General features: G+C 61.8%; 18 protein-coding genes and 1 pseudogene. 11 read left to right on the top strand and 8 right to left on the bottom strand.

Annotation, left to right across the window (positions count from 1 at the left end):
- Nucleotides 1–44 precede the first annotated feature (44 nt).
- From pgi to zwf, 4 genes are all read right to left on the bottom strand, one after another.
- Complete coding sequence (gene pgi, locus B9A19_RS17730) at nucleotides 45–1,691, bottom strand: glucose-6-phosphate isomerase (protein WP_084092498.1); 1,647 nt, start codon at nucleotides 1,689–1,691, stop codon at nucleotides 45–47.
- Nucleotides 1,692–1,733: 42 nt separating this feature from the next.
- Nucleotides 1,734–2,579, bottom strand: a complete 846-nt coding sequence (gene hexR, locus B9A19_RS17725; RefSeq protein ID WP_084092497.1) for a transcriptional regulator HexR — start codon at nucleotides 2,577–2,579, stop codon at nucleotides 1,734–1,736.
- A gap of 111 nt (nucleotides 2,580–2,690) precedes the next feature.
- Nucleotides 2,691–3,392, bottom strand: a complete 702-nt coding sequence (pgl, locus tag B9A19_RS17720) for a 6-phosphogluconolactonase (RefSeq protein WP_217807108.1) — start codon at nucleotides 3,390–3,392, stop codon at nucleotides 2,691–2,693.
- A 114-nt stretch (nucleotides 3,393–3,506) separates the two neighbouring features.
- The gene (zwf, locus tag B9A19_RS17715; protein WP_084092496.1) at nucleotides 3,507–4,958 is read right to left on the bottom strand and encodes a glucose-6-phosphate dehydrogenase; all 1,452 of its coding nucleotides are present in this window, start codon (nucleotides 4,956–4,958) and stop codon (nucleotides 3,507–3,509) included.
- 315 nt (nucleotides 4,959–5,273) lie between these two features.
- On the opposite strand from zwf, the gene edd reads away from it, so the two are divergent.
- The 8 genes from edd (at nucleotide 5,274) to B9A19_RS17675 (ending at nucleotide 14,762) form a co-directional block, all read left to right on the top strand.
- Complete coding sequence (gene edd, locus B9A19_RS17710; RefSeq protein WP_084092495.1) at nucleotides 5,274–7,106, top strand: phosphogluconate dehydratase; 1,833 nt, start codon at nucleotides 5,274–5,276, stop codon at nucleotides 7,104–7,106.
- A 113-nt stretch (nucleotides 7,107–7,219) separates the two neighbouring features.
- Nucleotides 7,220–7,846, top strand: coding sequence for a bifunctional 4-hydroxy-2-oxoglutarate aldolase/2-dehydro-3-deoxy-phosphogluconate aldolase (eda, locus tag B9A19_RS17705; protein WP_084092494.1), 627 nt, complete (start codon nucleotides 7,220–7,222; stop codon nucleotides 7,844–7,846).
- A 123-nt stretch (nucleotides 7,847–7,969) separates the two neighbouring features.
- Complete coding sequence (gap, locus tag B9A19_RS17700) at nucleotides 7,970–8,983, top strand: type I glyceraldehyde-3-phosphate dehydrogenase (protein ID WP_084092493.1); 1,014 nt, start codon at nucleotides 7,970–7,972, stop codon at nucleotides 8,981–8,983.
- 246 nt (nucleotides 8,984–9,229) lie between these two features.
- The gene (locus tag B9A19_RS17695; protein WP_084092492.1) at nucleotides 9,230–10,330 is read left to right on the top strand and encodes a porin; all 1,101 of its coding nucleotides are present in this window, start codon (nucleotides 9,230–9,232) and stop codon (nucleotides 10,328–10,330) included.
- Between the two features lie 239 nt (nucleotides 10,331–10,569).
- Nucleotides 10,570–11,814, top strand: coding sequence for an ABC transporter substrate-binding protein (locus B9A19_RS17690; protein WP_245804378.1), 1,245 nt, complete (start codon nucleotides 10,570–10,572; stop codon nucleotides 11,812–11,814).
- Between the two features lie 111 nt (nucleotides 11,815–11,925).
- Nucleotides 11,926–12,825 carry a carbohydrate ABC transporter permease gene (locus tag B9A19_RS17685; RefSeq protein ID WP_084092490.1) on the top strand — a complete coding sequence of 300 codons (900 nt, stop codon included), beginning with the start codon at nucleotides 11,926–11,928 and terminating at the stop codon, nucleotides 12,823–12,825.
- The gene (locus B9A19_RS17680) at nucleotides 12,818–13,666 is read left to right on the top strand and encodes a carbohydrate ABC transporter permease (RefSeq protein WP_084092489.1); all 849 of its coding nucleotides are present in this window, start codon (nucleotides 12,818–12,820) and stop codon (nucleotides 13,664–13,666) included. The genes B9A19_RS17685 and B9A19_RS17680 overlap by 8 nt, the downstream gene beginning before the upstream one ends.
- Before the next feature lie 10 nt (nucleotides 13,667–13,676).
- The gene (locus B9A19_RS17675; RefSeq protein WP_084092488.1) at nucleotides 13,677–14,762 is read left to right on the top strand and encodes an ABC transporter ATP-binding protein; all 1,086 of its coding nucleotides are present in this window, start codon (nucleotides 13,677–13,679) and stop codon (nucleotides 14,760–14,762) included.
- 128 nt (nucleotides 14,763–14,890) lie between these two features.
- Here B9A19_RS17675 and recR read toward each other — a convergent pair whose 3' ends face one another.
- The 3 genes from recR to dnaX form a co-directional block, all read right to left on the bottom strand.
- On the bottom strand, nucleotides 14,891–15,487 hold the full coding sequence (gene recR, locus B9A19_RS17670) for a recombination mediator RecR (RefSeq protein WP_084092487.1): 597 nt from the start codon (nucleotides 15,485–15,487) through the stop codon (nucleotides 14,891–14,893).
- 94 nt (nucleotides 15,488–15,581) lie between these two features.
- Complete coding sequence (locus B9A19_RS17665) at nucleotides 15,582–15,911, bottom strand: YbaB/EbfC family nucleoid-associated protein (protein ID WP_084092486.1); 330 nt, start codon at nucleotides 15,909–15,911, stop codon at nucleotides 15,582–15,584.
- A gap of 69 nt (nucleotides 15,912–15,980) precedes the next feature.
- Nucleotides 15,981–17,696: a DNA polymerase III subunit gamma/tau gene (gene dnaX, locus B9A19_RS17660; RefSeq protein ID WP_084092485.1), complete on the bottom strand. Its 1,716-nt coding sequence runs from the start codon at nucleotides 17,694–17,696 to the stop codon at nucleotides 15,981–15,983.
- Nucleotides 17,697–17,758: 62 nt separating this feature from the next.
- Between dnaX and B9A19_RS17655 the strand changes: the two genes are divergently transcribed.
- From B9A19_RS17655 to guaA, 3 genes are read left to right on the top strand one after another with little or no spacing between them, the layout of a single operon-like run.
- On the top strand, nucleotides 17,759–17,968 hold the full coding sequence (locus B9A19_RS17655) for an oxidoreductase-like domain-containing protein (RefSeq protein WP_084092484.1): 210 nt from the start codon (nucleotides 17,759–17,761) through the stop codon (nucleotides 17,966–17,968).
- The gene (gene dacB / locus B9A19_RS17650; RefSeq protein ID WP_084092483.1) at nucleotides 17,968–19,416 is read left to right on the top strand and encodes a D-alanyl-D-alanine carboxypeptidase/D-alanyl-D-alanine endopeptidase; all 1,449 of its coding nucleotides are present in this window, start codon (nucleotides 17,968–17,970) and stop codon (nucleotides 19,414–19,416) included. The genes B9A19_RS17655 and dacB overlap by 1 nt, the downstream gene beginning before the upstream one ends.
- A gap of 35 nt (nucleotides 19,417–19,451) precedes the next feature.
- Complete coding sequence (gene guaA / locus B9A19_RS17645) at nucleotides 19,452–21,023, top strand: glutamine-hydrolyzing GMP synthase (RefSeq protein WP_084092482.1); 1,572 nt, start codon at nucleotides 19,452–19,454, stop codon at nucleotides 21,021–21,023.
- 44 nt (nucleotides 21,024–21,067) lie between these two features.
- Here the strand turns inward: guaA and B9A19_RS17640 are convergent.
- Nucleotides 21,068–21,367, bottom strand: a pseudogene (locus B9A19_RS17640) (IS4 family transposase); the annotation flags it as partial.

The raw sequence follows: 21,367 nt of genomic DNA, 5'->3' as shown, positions 1-21,367 counted from the left end.
ACTGCCGACCGCCCCGGGCCGGTGGGCGCAGGGCGGGATGGCGGTTAGCGCGGGGTATTCCGCTTGTAGTAATTGATGAGGCCGTTGGTGGACGCGTCGTGGCCGGTGGTCAGACCGGGGGTGTGCAGATCGGCTTCGATGGCCTTGGCCAGCTGCTTGCCGAGTTCCACGCCCCACTGGTCGTAGGAATTGATGTTCCAGATGGTGCCTTGCACGAACACCTTGTGTTCGTACAGCGCGATCAGCGCGCCAAGGCGGCGCGGTGTCAGGCGTTGCATCAGGATGGTGTTGGTCGGGCGGTTGCCCTCGAAAATCTTGTGCGGCACCAGCGCATCCTGCGCTTCACCCACGATGCCGGCCTTGTTCAGCTCCGCGCGCACTTCGGCTTCGTTCTTGCCGCGCATGAAGGCTTCGGTCTGCGCGAAGAAGTTGGCCATCAGGATGGTGCTGTGCGGCTCGGGGATTTCCGGGTGCTCGACGCTGGCGATGAAGTCGATCGGCACCAGCTGCGAACCTTGATGCAGCATCTGGTAGTAGGCGTGCTGGCCGTTGATGCCGGCATCACCCCACACCACCGGGCCGGTCTGGTAATCGACGCGCTGGCCGTCCAGATCGACCGTCTTGCCGTTCGATTCCATGTCCAGCTGCTGCAGATAGGCCGGGAAGCGCTGCAGGCTCTGGTTGTACGGCGAGATCAGGTGCGTGGCCGCGCCGAAGAAATTGATGTACCACACGCCCAGCACGGCAAGGATGACCGGCAGGTTCTGTTCCAGCGGCTTGTTCTTGAAGTGCTCGTCCATGGTGTAGGCACCATGCAGCAGGTCCTGATAGTCGTGGCGGCCCAGATAGATGGCGATGGCGAGGCCAATGGCCGACCACAGCGAATAGCGGCCACCCACCCAGTCCCAGAATTCGAACATGTTGTTGGTATCGATGCCGAATTCGGCCACGGCCTTGGCATTGGTCGACACGGCGACGAAATGCTTGGCGATGTGTGCTTCGTTGCCGACGCGATCCAGGAACCACTGGCGCGCGGTGCGCGCGTTGGTAATGGTTTCCTGCGTGGTGAAGGTCTTGGACGCGATGATGAACAGCGTGGTTTCCGGGTTCAGCTTCTTCAGGATCGACACGATCTGGTCGCCGTCCACTGTGGACACGAAATGCATGTTCAGGCGCTGGTGGCCGAAGTCCTTCAGCGCATTACACACCATCACCGGGCCGAGGTCGGAGCCGCCGATGCCGACGTTGACGATGTCAGTGAAGGCCTTGCCGGTGTAGCCGACGCGCTCGCCCGAGCGGATCTCGTCGGAGAACTGGAACATCTTCTCCTTGACCGCATTGACCTTGGGCATGACGTTTTCACCGTCGACGGTGATCGGGTTCTTGTCGAGGTTGCGCAGCGCGATGTGCAGCACGGCGCGGTTTTCAGTGATGTTGATTTTCTCGCCGGCAAACATCTTTTCGATGCGCTCGGGCACGCCGGCCTGGCGCACCAGATCGAGCAGCAACGACATGGTCTTTTCGGTGATGCGGTTCTTCGAATAGTCGAAGAACAGACCGCCGGATTCGAGCGAGAATTTCTCGTAGCGTTGCGGGTCCTGTTCAAACAGATCGCGCATATGCAGGCCGGACACTTCCTTGAAGTGTTCCGCCAGCGCAAGCCAGGCCGGGGATTGAGTCAAGCTGGACATCGGGGATCTTCCTTGCGTCAGAGACATGAACGGGTGTGCGGATCAGCTTTCGTGCCCGCGCACGCGTTTTTCCTTGAGGTTGCGTTTCATTTTTTCGAGCTGGTCGATCAGCTCCGGACCACGTTTGAGCGCCACGCCGACAGCGAGCACGTCGATGATGACCAAGTGCACGATGCGCGTGATCATCGGTGTGTATAGATCAGGATCTTCCATCGTGTCGGCAAACAGGCAGATGTTGCAGCGCTTGGCCAATGGCGATTTGGAATGGGTGATGCCGATCACGTCGGCACCGGCGTCGCGGGCGATTTCCACCGAACGGATCAGGTCCAGCGTGCGGCCGGAATTGGACACCGCGACCACGGCATCGCCGGGCTTGAGCATGGACGCGCTCATGCCGTGCATGTGCGGGTCGGTATAGGCCACGGTGGGTACGCCGAGGCGGAAGAACTTGTTCTGCGCATCGATGGCAACCGCGCCGGACTGGCCCTGGCCCCAGACTTCGATCTTGTGCGTGTTGGAGAGCACCTTGATCGCGCGTTCGAGTACATCGGTATCCAGCTCGTTACGGCAGCGCAACAAATGCGAGATATTGTTGTCGAACAGCTTCTTGGCGAGGTCGTGCGCCGAATCTTCGGCCGACACCATCGAGTGCACATAAGGCACGCCGGACACCAGGCTGCGCGTGAGGCGCAACTTGAAATCCTGCAGGCCCGAGCAGTTGAGCGAGCGGCAGAAACGGATCACGGTGGGCTGCGAAACGTCAGCCAGTTCGGCGATCTGCGCGATAGGGGCATTGGCAACCAGATTCGGCTGCGCCAGTACCAGTTCGGCGACTTTGCGCTCGGACCGGGACAGGCTATCGATCATGGTTTTGATTCTTTCCAGCATGCATCGCTCTCAATCAGGAATGCGGCACTGCCACAAGGCGGAGGCCACTTGAAACAGCGGGGCGTCTGCTGTTGCAGAAAGCCCCGTCTGTTACGTGTTTGCGGCGATCGATCAGGCCGCCCAGAAAACGTCTTTCGGACCGGCTACCTGATCCAGCACGCGGCGGATCGGGTATTGCTCGACGGCGGTTTTCTGCTCCGTCATGGCAGTTTCCAGCAGCGATTTCTTGCCGTCGCCAGTGATGTGCACGACCACGTGGCGTGCCTTGGCAATGGTCGGCAGGGTCAGCGTGATGCGCTTGTGTGGCGCTGCCGGCGGGGTGACTGCAGCCACCAGCGCGGTCGAGGCACAGGCGGCTTCGAGTTCTTCGGCATTCGGGAACAATGAGGCAGTGTGGCCGTCGTCCCCCATGCCCAGGATCAGCACGTCGATGGGGGCGGGCAGGGCGGCAAGGCGTGCTTCGATCTCGGCGGCCCCTTCGTGCGGCGTTGCGGCGGACGACACCGGCGAGATGAAGGTGGCGGCAGCGGCAGGGCCGACCAGCAGGTTCTGGCGCACGGTGCGCTCGTTGCTGTCTGCGTGGTCCACCGGCACCCAGCGCTCGTCCACCAGCGTGATGACGACCTTGGACCAGTCGATGGCTTGCTCGCCCAGCGCCTTGAACATGCCGGCGGGCGTGCGGCCGCCCGAGACGGCGATGCCGGCCTTGCCGCGTGCGGCGATGGCAGCGTTCAGATCATTGGCGAGGGTGACCGCCAGTTGGGCATCCAGTTGTTCTTTGGATGCGAATTCATGCCATTGCAGGGACATCATTTACCTTTGGGTGTGGTGGGCTGATCGAGCCACGGTTGCACCGGGGTTCCCGCCAGTGCGGCCGCCCGGTGGGTGCGGCCGCTGGCTGTGCGGATGCCGTTGTGATCGTATCGATCAGGCCTCTTCGTGCCAGGCCATGCCGTCGCGCGACAGCAGGGCGGAGGCCGCTGCCGGGCCCCAGGTGCCGGCGGTATAGGGCTTGGGGCCTTCCGCGCTGGTTTCCCAGCTGTTGATGATGGGCTCGACCCACTTCCAGGCCGCCTGCAGTTCGTCGCGGCGGACGAACAGCGACAGATCGCCACGGATCACGTCCATCAGCAGGCGCTCGTAGGCCTCCGGGCTGCGGCTGGAGAAGAATTCCTTGAAGTCGAGGTCCAGATGCACCGGACGCAGACGGAACTGATTGCCCGGCTCCTTGGCCATCAGGTACAGACGTACCGATTCATCCGGTTGCAGGCGGATCACCAGGCGGTTCGGCGTGGCGTTGCGGCCGAAGATCGAGTGCGGTGCTTCGCGGAAATTGATGACGATCTCGGCCAGACGTTCCTGCAGGCGTTTGCCGGTGCGCAGGTAGAACGGCACGCCAGCCCAGCGCCAGGTCTGGATTTCAGCCTTGAGCGCGACAAAGGTCTCGGTCTTCGAGCTGCCGGGCACGCCCGGCTCTTCCAGATAGCCCTGCACCGGCTTGCCGCCGATGGCGCCGGCACGGTACTGGCCGCGCACCACGTGGCTGTGCACGGTTTCGGCGGTCAGCGGCTTGAGTGCGCGCAGTACCTTGAGCTTTTCGTCACGCACCGCGTCGGCGTCGATGCTGGCTGGCGGCTCCATGGCCACGATGGTCAGCAGCTGCAGCAGGTGGTTCTGGATCATGTCGCGCAGTGCGCCGGCCTTGTCATAGAAGTCGGCACGGGTCTCCACGCCGACCTGCTCGGTCACGGTGATCTGTACGTCACGAATCCACTCACGGCGCCACAGCGGTTCCAGCAGCGTGTTGCCAAAGCGCAGTGCGATCAGGTTCAGCACCGGCTCTTTACCCAGATAGTGGTCGATCCGGTAAATCTGTTGTTCCTGGAAGAACTCGCCGACTTCGCGGCTGATCTTGTTCGACGATTCGAGATCGTGGCCCAGCGGCTTTTCCAGCACCACGCGCGAATTGCCCTGGTTCAGGCCGACACCAGCCAGGCTCTTGGCGATCGGGGCGAACAGGTCGGGCGCGGTGGAGAGGTAGAATACGCGGGAGCGGTGCGGGAATTCGCCCAGCACGTCGGCCAGCTTCTGGAATTCTTCCGGCTGGTTGGCATCGAGTTTCAGATACTGGATGCGGGCGGCAAACGAGGCCCAGTCGGCGTCGTTGTAGGCGTTGCCCAGATAGCCCTTGGCCAGACCGTGCGCTTTGTCCAGATAGGCTGCGGTGTCGGGCACGCTGCGGCCCAGACAGATCAGGCGGCCCTCGGCTGGCAGGTTGCCGTCCTGATGCTGGTGATACAGCGCGGGCAGCAATTTGCGCATTACCAAATCGCCGGTACCACCGAACAGCACCATGTCAAAAGCGTCGATCGCGGTCATTCCTGTTCCTTTGTTGTTCGGGCCCGGCGGGGCGCTTTTGCGCCGGACGTGCCGAGGCTGGATGTAGTAAGACTTTGTAATCTTACTACACGCAGAAAATCACGCGCAAACGGTTTTGCGCGCCCAGATTGGTGCACGGGCACCGAAGCGGCGCAAATCCAGCAAACCCGCGCCATCGCTGACTGTTGTTGCGATGCAGCAGCTGTGCCGAAGTGCCCGCTCACAGTTGAATTTGTAGTTAGTCTGTAGTAAAACTACGCCTGATTTTTCGCGGTGCGATTCGGCTTTCGCTACCGCCTGACCCGGAGCTTGTCAATGTCGTCCCGCCCTTTGCATCCCCGTCTGATCGAAGTTACCCAGCGCATCATCGAGCGCAGTCGCGATTCGCGTGCCCGTTATCTGCAGCGCCTTGAGGCTGCTGCAGCCAAGGAACCGGTGCGCAAGGGCCTGGCCTGTACCAATCAGGCGCATGCCTGGGCTGCTGCCCCGGAAAACGACAAGATCATGATGCGCGAGATGCGCCAGCCCAACATGGCCATCGTGTCGTCTTACAACGACATGCTGTCGGCGCATCAGCCGCTGGAGGTGTTCCCGGCCATCATCAAGGCGGCTGTGCGCGAAGTGGGCGCAACCGCGCAATTTGCCGGCGGCACGCCGGCCATGTGTGATGGTGTGACGCAAGGCCAGCCGGGCATGGAATTGAGCCTGTTCAGCCGCGACGTGATCGCGATGAGCACCGCCGTGGCGTTGTCGCACAATGTGTTCGATGCCGCGCTGTATCTGGGTGTCTGTGACAAGATCATTCCGGGCCTGTTGATGGGCGCGCTGCAATTCGGCCATCTGCCGGCGGTATTCGTGCCGGCTGGCCCGATGACTTCGGGCATTTCCAACAAGGACAAGGCCAAGGTGCGCCAGCTGTTTGCCGAAGGCAAATGCGGCCGCGACGAGCTGCTGGCTTCGGAAGAGGGCAGCTATCACGGTGCCGGCACCTGTACCTTCTACGGTACGGCCAACTCCAACCAGATGCTGATGGAAGTAATGGGCCTGCACCTGCCGGGTGCCGCTTTCGTCAATCCGAATACCCCGCTGCGTGATGCGCTGACCGCCGCCGCCGGGCGCCGTGCCGCGCAGATCACCGCGCTGGGCAATGAATTCATCCCGGTCGGCAAGGTGGTGGACGAGAAGGCCGTAGTCAACGGCATCGTCGGCCTGCTGGCAACCGGTGGCTCGACCAACCACACCATCCACTTGATTGCCATCGCCAAGGCGGCCGGCATCGAAATCAACTGGGACGATTTCCACGACCTGTCCGAAGTGACGCCGCTGCTGGCGCGCGTTTACCCCAACGGTGCCGCGGACGTGAACCACTTCCACGCTGCGGGCGGCATGGGTTATCTGATCCGCGAGCTGATCGACGCCGGCCATATGCATGATGATGTGCTGACCGTGGCCGGCCACGGCCTGCGCCGCTATGCGCAAGAGCCGTTCCTGATTGACAGCAAGGCTGAATGGCGCGATGCGCCGGCGCAATCGGGCGACGAAGCCGTGCTGCGCCCGGCCGGCAGCCCGTTCAGCGCCGATGGCGGTTTGCGCCTGCTGTCCGGCAATGTCGGCCGCGCCGTGATCAAGGTGTCGGCGGTGGCACCGGAGCATCGCGTGGTTGAAGCGCCGGCCATCGTGTTCGACGACCAGGACGACGTGCTGGCTGCGTTCAAGCGTGGCGAGCTGGAAAAGGATTTCGTTGCCGTGCTGCGCTTCCAGGGGCCGCGTGCCAATGGCATGCCGGAACTGCACAAGCTGACCCCGGCACTGGGTGTGCTGCAGGATCGCGGCTTCAAGGTGGCGCTGGTGACCGATGGCCGCATGTCCGGTGCATCGGGCAAGGTGCCGTCGGCCATCCACATGACGCCGGAAGTATTGTGCGGCGGCCCGCTGGGCAAGGTGCGTGATGGCGACATCATCCGTCTGGATGCCGAGCTGGGCGTGGTCGAGGCCAGGGTCGATGCAGCCGAATGGGCCAAACGCGATTGCCCCACTGCCGACATGAGCAAGAACGGCCACGGCATGGGTCGTGAATTGTTTGCCAGCTTCCGCGCATCGGCTACCGGTGCGGAAGAGGGTGCGATTGCACTGGGTCTTGCCCACTAATTAATTAGACTGCAGTACCGCCGGGCACGCCCGGCCGAATCGCCGGCGTTTGTTCCGGCATGCTCGCCTAGAGCGGGCTTTGATCAACGAACCAGCAAAGAAGTTAACCAACCATGCAAATTCGAGAAATCATGCGCTCGTGCCCGGTGATGCCGGTCATCGTGATCGACGACCTGGAAACCGCCGTGCCGCTGGCACGTGCCCTGGTTGCCGGTGGCATCAAGGTGCTGGAAGTCACGCTGCGCACCCCGGTGGCGCTGGCTGCCGTGAAGGCGATTGCCGATAACGTGCCGGGCGCCATCGTCGGCGTGGGCACCGTCGTGCGCCCCGAGCAGTTTGCCGAAGCCAAGGCGGCCGGCGCAGTGTTTGCCGTTACCCCGGGCCTGACCCCCAAGCTGGCTGCCGCCGCCCGTGAGGCGGGCATTCCGCTGCTGCCGGGCGTGATGACCCCGTCCGAAGTGATTGCCGCGCTGGAAGAGGGCTTTGATGCGCTCAAGCTGTTCCCGGCCGAGCAGGCTGGCAGCTATGCCATGCTCAAGGCGCTGGGCGGCCCGCTGCCGCAGGCGCTGTTCTGCCCGACCGGCGGCGTGACCGTCGAGTCGGCCCCCAAGCTGCTGGCGCTGCCCAATGTCGGTTGCGTCGGCGGTTCGTGGCTCTGTCCGAAGGACAAGATCGCTGCGGGTGACTGGGATGCCATCACCGCCATCGCGCGCGAAGCTGCCGCGCTCGGCGGCAAGTAAATACCGCATGTGCGGGGCCGTTTGAAAACGGCCCCTATTGTTCTTGCGCAATGTGCCGGCCATGTCTTGCTGGCATACTTGCGCTGATTTTGCCCGCAGATTCATTTTCCAAGGAGACTCACCATGGCTATCCGCATCGCCATCAACGGCTATGGCCGTATCGGCCGCAACGTACTGCGCGCGCTGTATGAATCCGGTCGCACCGACGAATTCCAGATTGTTGCCATCAACGACCTCGGCAATGCAGAAACCAATGCCCACCTGACCAAGTACGACACCGTGCACGGCCGTCTGAATGCAGAAGTGTCGGTGGAAGGTGAATACCTCGTCATCAATGGCGACAAGATCAAGGTGTGCGCACAGCGCAACCCGGCCGAACTGCCGTGGAAAGAACTGAACATCGACGTCGTGCTGGAATGCACCGGTTTCTTCACCAGCAAGGAAAAGGCTTCGGCCCACATCGCCGCTGGTGCCAAGAAGGTGGTGATCTCCGCCCCGGGCGGCAACGACGTTGACGCCACCATCGTGTACGGCGTGAACCATGGCATCCTGAAGGCGTCGGATACCGTCATCTCGAACGCGTCCTGCACCACCAACTGCCTGGCACCGCTGGCCAAGCCGCTGCACGACAAGATCGGCATCGTGTCCGGCCTGATGACCACCATCCACAGCTACACCAACGACCAGGTGCTGACCGACGTGTATCACAGCGACCTGCGTCGCGCGCGTTCGGCCACCCACAGCATGATCCCGACCAAGACCGGCGCTGCTGCCGCTGTCGGCCTGGTGCTGCCGGAGCTGAATGGCCGTCTGGACGGTTTCTCGGTGCGTGTACCGACGATCAACGTGTCGCTGGTCGATCTGACCTTCACCGCTGCCCGTGAAACCACCAAGGCTGAAATCGACGCCGTGCTGAAGGCGGCCTCGGAAGGCGAGCTGAAGGGCGTGCTGAACTATAACGACAAGCCGCTGGTCTCGGTCGACTTCAATCACGACCCGGCTTCGTCGACTTATGACTCGACGCAAACCAAGGTCAGCCACGGCACGCTGGTCAAGGTGCTGGCCTGGTACGACAACGAGTGGGGCTTCTCCAACCGTATGCTCGACACCACCAAAGCACTCTGGAACGCCAAGTAATCCGCCGTTCTTCCAGCAAAACCGCCGGCTCCTCCGGCGGTTTTTTTGTTTGTAACATTGCTCTGTTAGGCGGGGTGTTGCGCGAATGCGACGTTTTGCGTCACCAGAGCCAATCGGGTTTGATCGATGCCGGTTACTCCCTTAACCTTCGTTCGTAGGGCAAGGTTATGCGTCGATCACTGATGCAAAGTTTGCTGTTACCAAGCTGGTTTTCAAAGCCAACTCTCGTATCTAGGAGAATTAATAATGTTTAAGCGTGTTCTGGTTGCCGCCGCTGTTGCTGGCGCCTTCGCAGCTCCGGCTTTCGCTGAAGTCAAGATCAGCGGTGCAGCTGAGCTGGACGTGATCTTCCGTACTCACAATGGTGATGGCGAAGGCGGTCGTAACCGCTTTGGCTTCGAAGACGACCTGACCATCAACTTCGACGGCGAAGACAAGTGGGACAACGGTCTGAAGACCATCTGGCGCGTTTCGCAAAAGCCGGGCGGCGGTGCTTACGGTCCGGGCGTGAAGGGCTGGGGCTCGCGTGAAGCTTACATCGGTATCGCCGGTGATTCGTGGAGCGTCAAGACTGGCCGTATCTTCACCGACCAATACCTGCGTCACGACTGGCCGTACCTGACCGACGGTTCGGGCAACCTGGGCGAAGACTTCGGTATCGTTGGCGACAAGGTGTGGTGGACTAACGCTGTTCAGTTCAACGGCAACTTCGGTCCGGTGAACGTTGTTGCTACATTCGACGCTGGCGACAACGCAATTGCTAGCGGCAACAACGGCCAAGGCTACGAAATCGGTGGCGGCGTTGACTTCGGCGCTGGCGGTCACTTCGACATCTCCTTCCTGGGTCTGAAGGGTCAAAAGACTGCTGCTTCGTCCAAGGTTGATATCGTTGGCGGCGTGCCGGGCATTGTGACCACTCCGGCTGTTGTCGGCGATGGTACCAACACATCGTTCTTCACTGGCATCCGTTACCCGTTCGGCCCGGTTACTGTGTTCTTCGACTACACTCGTAACCACTGGGGTCAGAACAGCGCAGACAAGACCACCAACGTGTTCCACGGTAAGGTTAACTACGCGTTCAACGACAAGCTGAGCCTGCACACAGGTCTGACCTATGTGAAGGACAATGACGATGCCAAGGCAACTCAGTTCAACGTTGCTCTGCACTACGGCGTGAGCAAGAACACCGAAGCTTATGCTCGTGTTCGTCACATCCAGTTCAGCAAGGACAACGGTGCTGGCGGCTACGTGAAGCCGACTGGCATGTCCTGGCAAGGTCTGGGCGTTGATACCGCCAGCCAAAAGTCGGGCCAAGAGTTCCTGATCGGTACTTGGACTGGCTTCTAATCCACTCGCAAGAGTTGATTAAAGCTTGAAAAAGGCGACTTCGGTCGCCTTTTTCTGTTTCTGCGTCACTGTGCCAAGGACAACGCTGAAGCACGGCGAAATTTGAATGTCGTATAAGGTGTAGGCCTTACGTAACCTACCCAAGGGTGATTACCTGATTTCTGTTGGTGCCGGCATGGCCTAATGTTGGTGCATCGAGCCCCGCCATGGGGCGGCTCGAGCCTAGGAGATCGGAGAAAATGCAAACCCTGCGTATTACGCTCTGTGCAGCGGCCATGACCGTTGCTTTTGCCGCCAATGCGGCTGAAGTCGAAGTGCTTCACTGGTGGACGTCCGGTGGCGAAGCCAAGGCGGCTGGCGAGCTCAAGAAGATGCTCGAAGCCAAGGGCGACAAGTGGAAAGACTTCGCGGTAGCCGGTGGCGCGGGCGAAAACGCCATGACCGCACTCAAGACCCGTGTCGTCTCGGGCAACCCGCCGGCAGCGGCACAGATCAAGGGCCCGGCCATTCAGGAATGGGGCGATGAAGGCGTGCTGGCCTCGCTGGATGACGTGGCCAAGGCCGACGGCTGGGACAAGGTACTGCCCAAGGTCGTGATCGACACCATGAAGTACAAGGGCCACTACGTGGCGGCACCGGTGAACGTGCACCGCGTGAACTGGCTGTGGGTCAACCCGGAGCTGCTCAAGAAGGTCAATGCCAAGGCACCGACCACCTGGGACGAATTCTTCAAGACCGCTGAAGCGCTGCAAAAAGCCGGCATCCAGCCGGTCGCCTACGGCGGTCAGCCGTGGCAGGACTCCACCGTATTCGAAACCGTCGCGCTGGGCGTGGGTGGCGTGGACTTCTACAAGAAGGCCTTCATCAACCTCGACCAGGGCACCCTGAAGAGCGCCACCATGGTCAAGGTGCTCGAGACCTACAAGAAGATCAAGCCGTACACCGACAAGAACGCTGCCGGCCGCGAATGGAACCTGGCAACCTCGATGGTCATCAACGGCAAGGCCGCCATGCAGTTCATGGGCGACTGGGCCAAGGGCGAGTTCCTCGCCGCTGGCAAGGTGCCGGGCAAGGACTTCCTGTGCGTGGCTGCGCCGGGTACCGCCAATGCCTACACCTTCAACATCGACAGCTTTGCCATGTTCAAGCTGGCGAACAAGGATGCCGTGAAGGGGCAGAATGATCTGGCTTCCACACTGGTCAGCCCGCAGTTCCAGGAAATCTTCAACCTGAACAAGGGTTCGATTCCGGTCCGTCTGGGTGCCGACATGAGCAAGTTCGACGATTGCGGCAAGCAATCGGCCAAGGACTTTGCCGCCGACAACAAGTCGGGCTCGCTGGTGCCGTCGTTTGCACACGGCATGGCCATGCACTCGGCTACCCAGGGCGCGATCTATGACGTCGTCTCGCAATACTGGAACGACGACAACATGACCGCCAAGGCTGCAGCCGACAAGCTGGCCACCGCAGCCAAGACCAAGTAATGCAGCAACCGCGCCGCCATCGACCGATGGCGGCGCATCCGGCCGGCACCCGCGGGTGCCGGTTGCGCAAGTCCCATACCTACAACAACCCGGTTCCCGGAGAATCCTGCCATGTCTAACCCAACCCAATCCGCGCACTACGGATTTGCGGAGCGTTGGTTGCCCCGGCTGGTGCTGGCACCGTCGTTCCTGCTGACGATCTTGTTCGTCTACGGCTTCATTGCCTGGAACGGCTACCTGTCCTTTACCAGTTCACGCCTGCTGCCCAATTTCGAATGGGCCGGCCTTGTTCAATACCAGGCACTGTTTGAAAGCGAACGCTGGTGGGTGGCCGTCAAAAACCTGTTCATTTTCGGCGGGCTGTTCATTGGCGGCGCCATGGCGGTCGGTATTTTCCTGGCCATCCTGCTGGATCAGAAAATCCGTGGCGAGGGCGCGCTGCGCACCATCTACCTGTACCCGATGGCGCTGTCCTTCATCGTGACCGGTACTGCGTGGAAGTGGATGCTGAACCCGGGGCTGGGGCTGGAAAAGCTCATGCATGACTGGGGCTTTGCCAACTTCACATTCGACTGGCTGGTGAACCCGGATACCTCGATTTACACCGTGGTGATTGCCGCCATGTGGCAATCGTCCGGCTTCGTGATGGCGCTGTTCCTTGCCGGCCTGCGTGGTATCGATGATTCCATCATCAAGGCCGCCCAGATCGACGGTGCCTCGTTACCGCGCATCTACTGGAAGATCATCCTGCCAGCCCTGCGCCCGGTGTTCTTCTCTACCCTGATGATTTTGTGCCACATCGCCATCAAGAGCTTCGACCTCGTGATGGCGCTGACCGGCGGCGGCCCCGGCTTTGCGTCGGACGTGCCTGCCACCTTCATGTATGCAATGGCGTTCACCCGCGGCCAGACCGGCCTCGGCGCTGCCAGTGCCACCATGATGTTGATGACGGTGGCTGCCATCGTCGTTCCCTATCTTTATTCCGAGCTGCGAGGTAACCGCAATGCCTAAGTTCTGGCGTGGTGCGCTGTACGCAGCGCTGTTGGTGGCGGCGCTGTACTATCTGTTGCCCCTGTATGTCATGGTGGTCACGTCGCTCAAGACGATGGACCAGATTCGTGCCGGCAACCTGTTGTCGCTGCCGACCAGCATTTCCTTTGAGGCCTGGGGCAAGGCTTGGTCGAGTGCGTGCACCGGTGTTGATTGCGGTGGTCTGCAGCCGTTCTTCTGGAACTCGGTACGCATGGTCATCCCGGCGGTGCTGATTTCCACCACGCTGGGCGCGCTCAACGGCTACGTGCTGTCCAAGTGGCGCTTCCGTGGCTCCGAGCTGACGTTTGCGCTGATCCTGTTCGGCGTGTTCATCCCCTTCCAGGTGGTATTGCTGCCGATGGCGCAGACATTGGGCTGGTTCGGCATTGCCAACTCGATCGCCGGTCTGGTGACCGTGCACGTGATCTATGGTCTGGCTTCGACCACGCTGTTCTTCCGCAACTACTACGTGAGCATTCCCGATGAGCTGATCAAGGCGGCGCGGCTGGATGGTGCGGGGTTCTGGCGCATTTTCCTGCGCATCATCATCCCGATGTCCACCCCCATCATCATGGTGGTGCTGATCTGGCAATTCACGCAGATCTGGAACGACTTCCTGTTCGGCGTGGTGTTCTCCGCCGGCGACAGCAAGCCGATCACCGTGGGGCTGAACAACCTCGCCAACACATCGACCTCGGTCAAGGAATACAACGTCGACATGTCCGCCGCGCTGATTGCCGCGCTGCCGACCATCCTCGTCTACGTATTCGCAGGCAAATATTTCGTGCGCGGCCTGACTGCCGGCGCGGTGAAGGGATAAGGAGAACTATATGGGCGCTCTCGCCATCAAGAACGTCACCAAGAGCTTTGGCGACACACATATCCTCAAGGGGATCGACATCGAAATCGAATCGGGCCAGTTCCTGATTCTGGTCGGCCCGTCTGGCTGCGGTAAATCCACGTTGATGAACATCATTGCCGGACTGGAAAGCCCGACGACCGGCGAAGTCCACATTGGCGGCCGCGTGGTCAACAACGTGGCACCGAAAGACCGCGACATCGCCATGGTGTTCCAGAGCTATGCGCTGTACCCCACCATGAACGTGCGCCAGAACATCGCCTTCGGCATGGAAACGCGTGGCGTGCCCAAGAAAGAGCAGGACGAGATCATTGCCCGTGTCGCCAAGATGCTGCAGATGGACCACCTGCTGGACCGCAAGCCCAGCCAGCTGTCCGGCGGCCAGCGGCAGCGTGTCGCCATGGGGCGTGCGCTGGCGCGTGACCCGATCCTGTTCCTGTTTGACGAGCCGCTGTCCAACCTTGATGCCAAGCTGCGCGTCGAAATGCGTACCGAGATCAAGCAGCTGCACCACCGCCTGAAAACCACCATCGTGTATGTCACGCACGACCAGATCGAAGCCATGACCCTGGGCGACAAGATCGCGGTGATGAAGGACGGCGTGATCCAGCAGTTCGGCAGCCCGCAAGAGATTTATGACCAGCCGGCCAATCTGTTCGTGGCCAGCTTCATTGGTTCGCCATCGATGAACTTCATTCCTTGCCATCTGGCCGAGCAGGATGGCCAGCTGGGGGTGAGCCTGCAGAGCGAGGGCGAAGCCCGCTTCATTGCGCTGCCGCAGGCCGCCAAGCTGACCGGCAGCGTGGGCAAGAAGGTGATCCTGGGGATCCGCCCCGAGCAATTCGACGTGGTGGGCGAGCAAGGGCTGGCCTGCAAGGTGCACCTGACCGAGCCGACCGGCCCGGACACCATGGTGCTGACCCAGCTGAACGGCATCGAAGTGTGCGCCCGCCTGCACCCGCGCGAGGCCAAGGGGCCGGGCGATACCGTGCGCCTGCAGCCGGATGTCTCCAAGGCCGTGTTGTTCGACGCCGAGAGCGAAGCACGCCTGGCGTGATACATGACCCGGGGTCCGGCCTGCGCCGGCGCCCGCCGATTTCCTCGTGAGTAGTCAACTTGCCCCGCTGAGTGCGGGGCTTTTTTTGTCTGCGCGTTGCGATACAGCGGGTACGTCGCGCCCGTCGATCAGAGTTTGCGCCGCTCGACCAAGGCTTGGGCCAGTGTGCCCGGATCAACGTGCTCCAGCTCGCCACCCACCGGCAGACCGCGCGCAATGCGGCTGACCTGCAGACCGCGTGTGCGCATCAGCTCGGCCAGATAGTGGGCAGTGGCTTCGCCCTCGACGGTGAAATTGGTGGCAATGACCACTTCCTGCACCTCACCATCGACCGCACGCTCCAGCAGCCGGGCCAACGCGATTTCATTCGGGCCGATGCCATCCAGCGGCGACAGCCGCCCCATCAGCACGAAATACAGACCGTGGTAGGCCAGCGTCTGCTCGATCATCAGCAGGTCGGTGGGCATTTCCACCACGCACAGCTGCTGATGGTTGCGATCTTCATCGGCGCAGATTTCGCACAGTTCGCCTTCGGTAAAAGTGTTGCAGCGGCGGCAGTGCTTGAGCGTGGCAATCGCGTATTCGATGGCATGCGCCAGATTGGCTGCACCACCCTGATCGCGTTGCAGCAGGTGGTAGGCCATGCGGCTGGCCGATTTGGGGCCTACTCCCGGCAATACCTTGAGGGCCTGGATCAATTGCTCAAGCGAGGAGGGGGCTTTCATGGCGGCACCAGTGGATAGTGAGCAGTGCGATGTAAAAAGCCCTGCGGCGCATCGCGTGCAGGGCTTGTTCCGGCCGGGTTGATACCCGTCTGGATCAGAACGGCATCTTGAAGCCCGGCGGCAGGCCCAGGCCTGCCGTCATGCCGCTCATGCGTTCCTGCGATGTGGCTTCGGCCTTGCGCGCTGCATCGTTGAATGCCGCTGCGATCAGGTCTTCCAGCATGTCTTTGTCGTCCGACAGCAGCGAGTCATCGATGGAGACGCGCTTCACTGCGTGGCCGCAGGTCATCACGATCTTGACCATGCCCGCGCCAGCTACGCCTTCGACTTCGACCTTGGCCAGTTCTTCCTGTGCCTTGGCCATGTCTTCCTGCATCTTCTGCGCTTTTTGCATCAGCTGGCCAATGCCGCCCTTGTTGAACATGATGTGCTCCTTGTTGCGTTGCCGGCCGGGCCGGCGATGTTGAATCGGGAGGAATATCCTGCGTACAGGTTAAACCGGTTTGATCGAATCGGGCAGGATGCTGGCGCCAAAATCGCGCACCAGCGTCTGTACAAAGCCATCGTTCTGAATCTGCGCCTCGGCATCGCGCTGTTTCTGCTCGCGCTCGCGCGCAGCCTGCGCGGCCGGTGTGTCGGCCGTGCTGGCATCCACGTTGACCTTGAGCTGGATGGGGCGGCCGAAATAGCCCTCCAGCGCCTCGCGCAGTGACTCCTGGTAATCGCGCGTGGCGACCATTTTGTGTTCATCGGCCACGCGCAATGTGTAGCTGTCGCCGTCGTGCCCGGTCAGCTCGGCATGCTGGGCCAGCATGCTGGCACGGCCAAGCTTGAGGCGGCCGAGCAAGGTGCGCCAGTCGCCATCGAATACGCGGTTGGCCGGTTCTTCTTCCAGCCACGGCGGTGTGGGCTCGGCCGGTGCAGGGGCAGGGGCGGCGACAAGCGGCGCTGCCTCTTCAGGCGTATGCATTTGCACCGGTATGGTCGGTACATAGGCGCGTTGCGGTGCTTCTTCAACCACCGTGGGTTCCGCCGGGGCTGCTGCCTCTGTTGGCGCCGTGGGCACGGGTGCGGTTGCGGGTGCGCGTGCAGCCGGCGCGCCCAGTGCGTCGATATGGCTGTTGGCCGCCGGCGCAAAGGCCAGCATGCGCAGCAGGGTCATGGTGAAGCCGGCGTATTCGTCCGGTGCCAACGGCAGGTCACGCCGGCCATGCAGCGCGATCTGGTAAAACAGTTGCGTATCTTCCGGCGCCAGTGCCTGCGCTACTGCAAGGATGTTGGTGCGTTGCGGCAGATCGTCGGCCAGTGCGCCCGGCACGGTCTGCGCCACGGCAATCTGGTGCAACAGGTGGGCCAGCTCGTGCAGTGCGGCTTCGTAACTCAGGCCACGGCCGGCAATCGCATCGGCTGCAGCCATCAGCGCGGCGCCGTCGCGTGCGATCAGTGCATTGAGCAGCTCGAACAGATAGCTCTGGTCCACTGCGCCCAGCATGGCGCGCACGCCGGCTTCCTCAACCTGGCCGGCACCATAGGCGATGGCCTGATCCAGCAGCGACAGCGCATCGCGCATCGAGCCATTGGCAGCATGCCCCAGCAGCGGCAGTGCGCCCGGCTCGAACTGGATCTGTTCGGCATTCAATACGTTGTTCAGGTGGCCGGACACCTGTTGCGGCGTCATCTGGCGCAGCGAGAATTGCAGGCAGCGGCTGAGTACCGTGATCGGTACTTTCTGCGGGTCGGTGGTGGCCAGAATGAATTTGACGTGGCCGGGCGGCTCTTCCAGCGTCTTGAGCATGGCGTTGAACGCGCTCTTGGACAGCATGTGTACTTCGTCGATGATGTACACTTTGAAGCGCCCGGCGGTCGGCGCGTACTGCGCGTTGTCGAGCACCTCGCGGATGTTGTCGATGCCGGTGTTGGATGCGGCGTCGATTTCCAGCAGGTCGACAAAACGGCCGGCGTCGATCTGCGTGCAGGCTGAACAGACGCCGCACGGGTCAGACGTAATGCCGGTCTCGCAATTGAGCGCCTTGGCCATGATGCGCGCGATGGTGGTCTTGCCCACGCCGCGCGTGCCGGTCAGCAGGTAGGCGTGGTGCAGCCGTTCGCTGGCAAACGCGTTTGCCAGTGCGCGAATCACGTGTTCCTGCCCGACGAGCTGGGCGAAGGTTCTGGGGCGCCACTTGCGGGCGAGTACTTGGTAGGCCATGGGGCGAATTCTAACCCATTGGCCGTTTCTAAACGATTCCCGATGTTTTGCAACGCAATCTCATGTCCGTCCCCGATTACGCCCAGTTGCTGCAACGCTTTCCCGATGATCCGCCACCCGAGCCGCCGCGCGAGCCCGAGCTGGAGGAGTGCTGCGGCAGTGGCTGCGACCCCTGTATTTTCGACTTCTACGCTGCCGACCTGAATACCTACCGCGCCGCCGCGATGGCCTGGCAGCAGCGCCATCCCGACGTGAAACTGGAAATCCGCTGATGTTGCTTCGTACTACCCTGGCCGCGCTGTGCTGCGCGGCATTCTCGCTGGCCGCCAGTGCGGCCGACAGCCTGCCCGCCAGCGTGCAGGCAGCCCTGAAAGCCAACAAGCTGCCGGCAGATGGTTTGTCGGTCGCCATCGTGGCGCTGAATGACGGCAAGCCGGTGCTGCAGTACCAGGCCGAGCGCCCGGTCAACCCGGCATCGACCATGAAGCTGGTCACCACCTATAGCGCACTGGGCCTGCTCGGCCCGGCGTGGCAGTGGCAGACCGACCTGCTGAGCGATGCGCAGCCGGTGAACGGTGTGCTGAACGGCAATCTCTATCTGCGCGGCAGCGGTGACCCCAAGCTGACCATCGAGCGCGTGTGGCAATGGCTGCGTGATCTGAAGGCGGCTGGTGTGACCGACATCAAGGGCAAGCTGGTGCTGGATCGCAGCTTGTTCATGTTGCCGCCCGATAGCGGCTTTGACGACGATGGCAACGGCGCCGAGCGCCCCTTCATGGTTGACCCGGATGCGGCGTTGACCAATTTCAAATCCATCCGCCTGCTGATTGACAGCACGGGTGACCGGGTGCGCCTGACCGCCGAGCCGCCACTGCCCGAGGTGCGCGTCAGCAACGAGCTGGCCATCGGCCGCAGCGGCAATTGCGAGGCATGGAGCCAGCGCGTCAATCAGCGGCTGGGGCAGATGAACAATCTGCAGATCACGCTGCAACTGGCGGGCGAGGTGCCGGCGGGTTGCCGCGTCGAGCGCTATGTGGCGGTGATGAATGCGCAGACCTATACCGCCGCGCTGGTGCGCCAGCTGTGGCGCGAGCTGGGCGGGCAGGGCATCGCCGGCTGGAGCGAGGGCGCCACGCCAGCGAGTGCGCTAGTGCTGGCCTCGACCAAATCGCAGGATGTGGCCAACACCATTCGCGACATCAACAAGTACAGCAACAACATGATGGCGCGCCAGCTGTTCCTTACCCTGGGGGCGCAATCGCAGGAGAGCGGCGATACGCCGACGCGCGCCGCCACTGCCATCAAAAGCTGGCTGGGCCAGCAAGGCTTGCGTTTTGACGAGCTGACGCTGGAAAACGGCTCGGGCCTGTCGCGCCACGAACGCATCAGCAGCGCGCATCTGGCGCAGTTGCTGGTCAGCGCCAACCGCAGCCGTTTTGCCGCCGAGTTCATTTCGTCGCTGCCCATTGTGGCCATTGATGGCACGATGAGAAAGCGCCTCAAACGTGACGATATTGCCGCGCACATCAAGACCGGCACGCTCAAGGATGTGAAGGCGGTGGCCGGTTATGTGCGCGATGCCGATGGCGTGGACTGGGCGGTGGTGGCCATCGCCAACCACCCGCGCGCGCCGCAATATGCACCGGTGCTGGATGAAATCCTGCGCTGGATTGCCAATGCGCCGACCAGCGAACTCGCCGCCTTGCGCGCAACAAGGTAAAATCGCAGATTGCCCGCCCGAAAGGAAGCCTGCCCATGACGCAACAAGCCTTGGACAAAGTCCTCATTCTCGACTTCGGTTCGCAAGTCACCCAGCTGATCGCCCGCCGCGTGCGCGAAGCCCATGTGTACTGTGAACTGCATTCCTTCGATGTGTCGATCGACTTCATCAAGGCATTCAACCCCAAGGCCATCATCCTGTCGGGCGGCCCCAACTCGGTGTACGAGTCTGACTATCAGGCCGACCCCAAGCTGTTCGAGCTGGGTGTGCCGGTGCTGGGCATTTGCTACGGCATGCAGTGGATGGCGCAGGCGCTCGGTGGCCAGGTTGAAGCCGGCAAGGTGCGTGAATTTGGCTTTGCCGAAATCCGCGCACATGGTCACAGCAAGCTGTTCAACGCCATCGAGGACCGCAAGGGCGACAATGGCGAAGGCTATCTTGAAGTGTGGATGAGCCACGGCGACAAGGTGACCGCGCTGCCGCAAGGCTTCAGCGTGATCGGCGAAAACGCCGCTTGCCCGATTGCCGCGATTGCCGATGAGGCACGCGGCTTCTACGCGGTGCAGTTCCACCCTGAGGTAACGCATACCCTCAAGGGCCGCGACATGCTCAACCGCTTCGTGCTGGACATCGCCGGCTGCCAGCCGGGCTGGACCATGCCGAATTACATCGAGCAAGCCGTGGCGCGCATCCGCGAGCAGGTCGGCAGCGATGAAGTCATCCTCGGCCTGTCCGGCGGCGTCGATTCCTCGGTGGCTGCCGCGCTGATCCACCGCGCGATTGGCGATCAGCTCACCTGCGTGTTCGTCGACAACGGCCTGCTGCGCCTGAATGAAGGCGAGCAGGTGATGAACATCTTCAACAAGCATCTCGGTGTGAAGGTGATTCACGTCAATGCGACCGAACAATTCATGGGCCATCTGGCCGGCGTGAGCGACCCGGAAGCCAAGCGCAAGATCATCGGCCGCGAGTTCGTCGAAGTCTTCCAGGCCGAATCGGCCAAGCTGCCCAGCGCCAAATGGCTGGCGCAGGGCACCATCTACCCGGATGTGATCGAATCGGCCGGTGCCAAGACCGGCAAGGCGCATACCATCAAGAGCCACCACAATGTGGGTGGCCTGCCGGACACGCTGAAGCTGCAACTGCTGGAGCCGCTGCGCGAACTGTTCAAGGACGAAGTGCGCGAACTGGGCGTGGCACTTGGCCTGCCGCACGAAATGGTTTACCGCCACCCGTTCCCGGGCCCAGGCCTGGGTGTGCGCGTGCTGGGCGAAGTGAAGAAGGAATACTGCGACCTGCTGCGCCGTGCCGACGCCATCTTCATCGACGAACTGCATGCCTTCGACTGGTACGACAAGACCAGCCAGGCCTTTGCCGTATTCCTGCCGGTGAAATCGGTCGGCGTGATGGGCGACGGCCGCACCTATGAATACGTGGTGGCGCTGCGCGCGGTCTGCACCAGCGACTTCATGACCGCCAAGTGGGCCGAACTGCCCTACGAGCTGCTGGGCAAGGTGTCCAACCGCATCATCAACGAAGTACGCGGCATCAACCGCGTGGTGTACGACGTCAGCGGCAAGCCGCCGGCAACAATTGAGTGGGAGTGATCCCTCACCCAGCAAAAAGCCCCCGCATGGGTAATGCCAGTCAGTTAAGCCTGACTGGCATTTTTGTTTGGGTATTTCGCCGAACGCCGTTTGACCACTCGAGGATAAGTCCGCCCCTCGCGCCGAGGCGGCAGCACGAATAACCGTGCCTGTTCAAAGAGCAATGCCAGTCGTTTAGGCAGGTTTCCAGCAGACTCCAAGGGCGCAAAGCGCAGTAGATCGATGATCGCCATCGCTGCAACATGAAAGCCGATTCGCTGCGGGGCCACCTGCAGCTGCTCCGCCATCAGACGCATCAGCCGTCGCAACAAGGTGTAGGCAATCAACACGCCCCACAACTCCTG

It is taken from the genome of Andreprevotia lacus DSM 23236, assembly GCF_900176275.1.
Classification (GTDB): Bacteria; Pseudomonadota; Gammaproteobacteria; order Burkholderiales; family Chitinibacteraceae; genus Andreprevotia; species Andreprevotia lacus.
The sequence above is the reverse complement of the archived record's forward strand: the minus strand, read 5'-3'. Positions and strand labels throughout refer to the sequence as shown.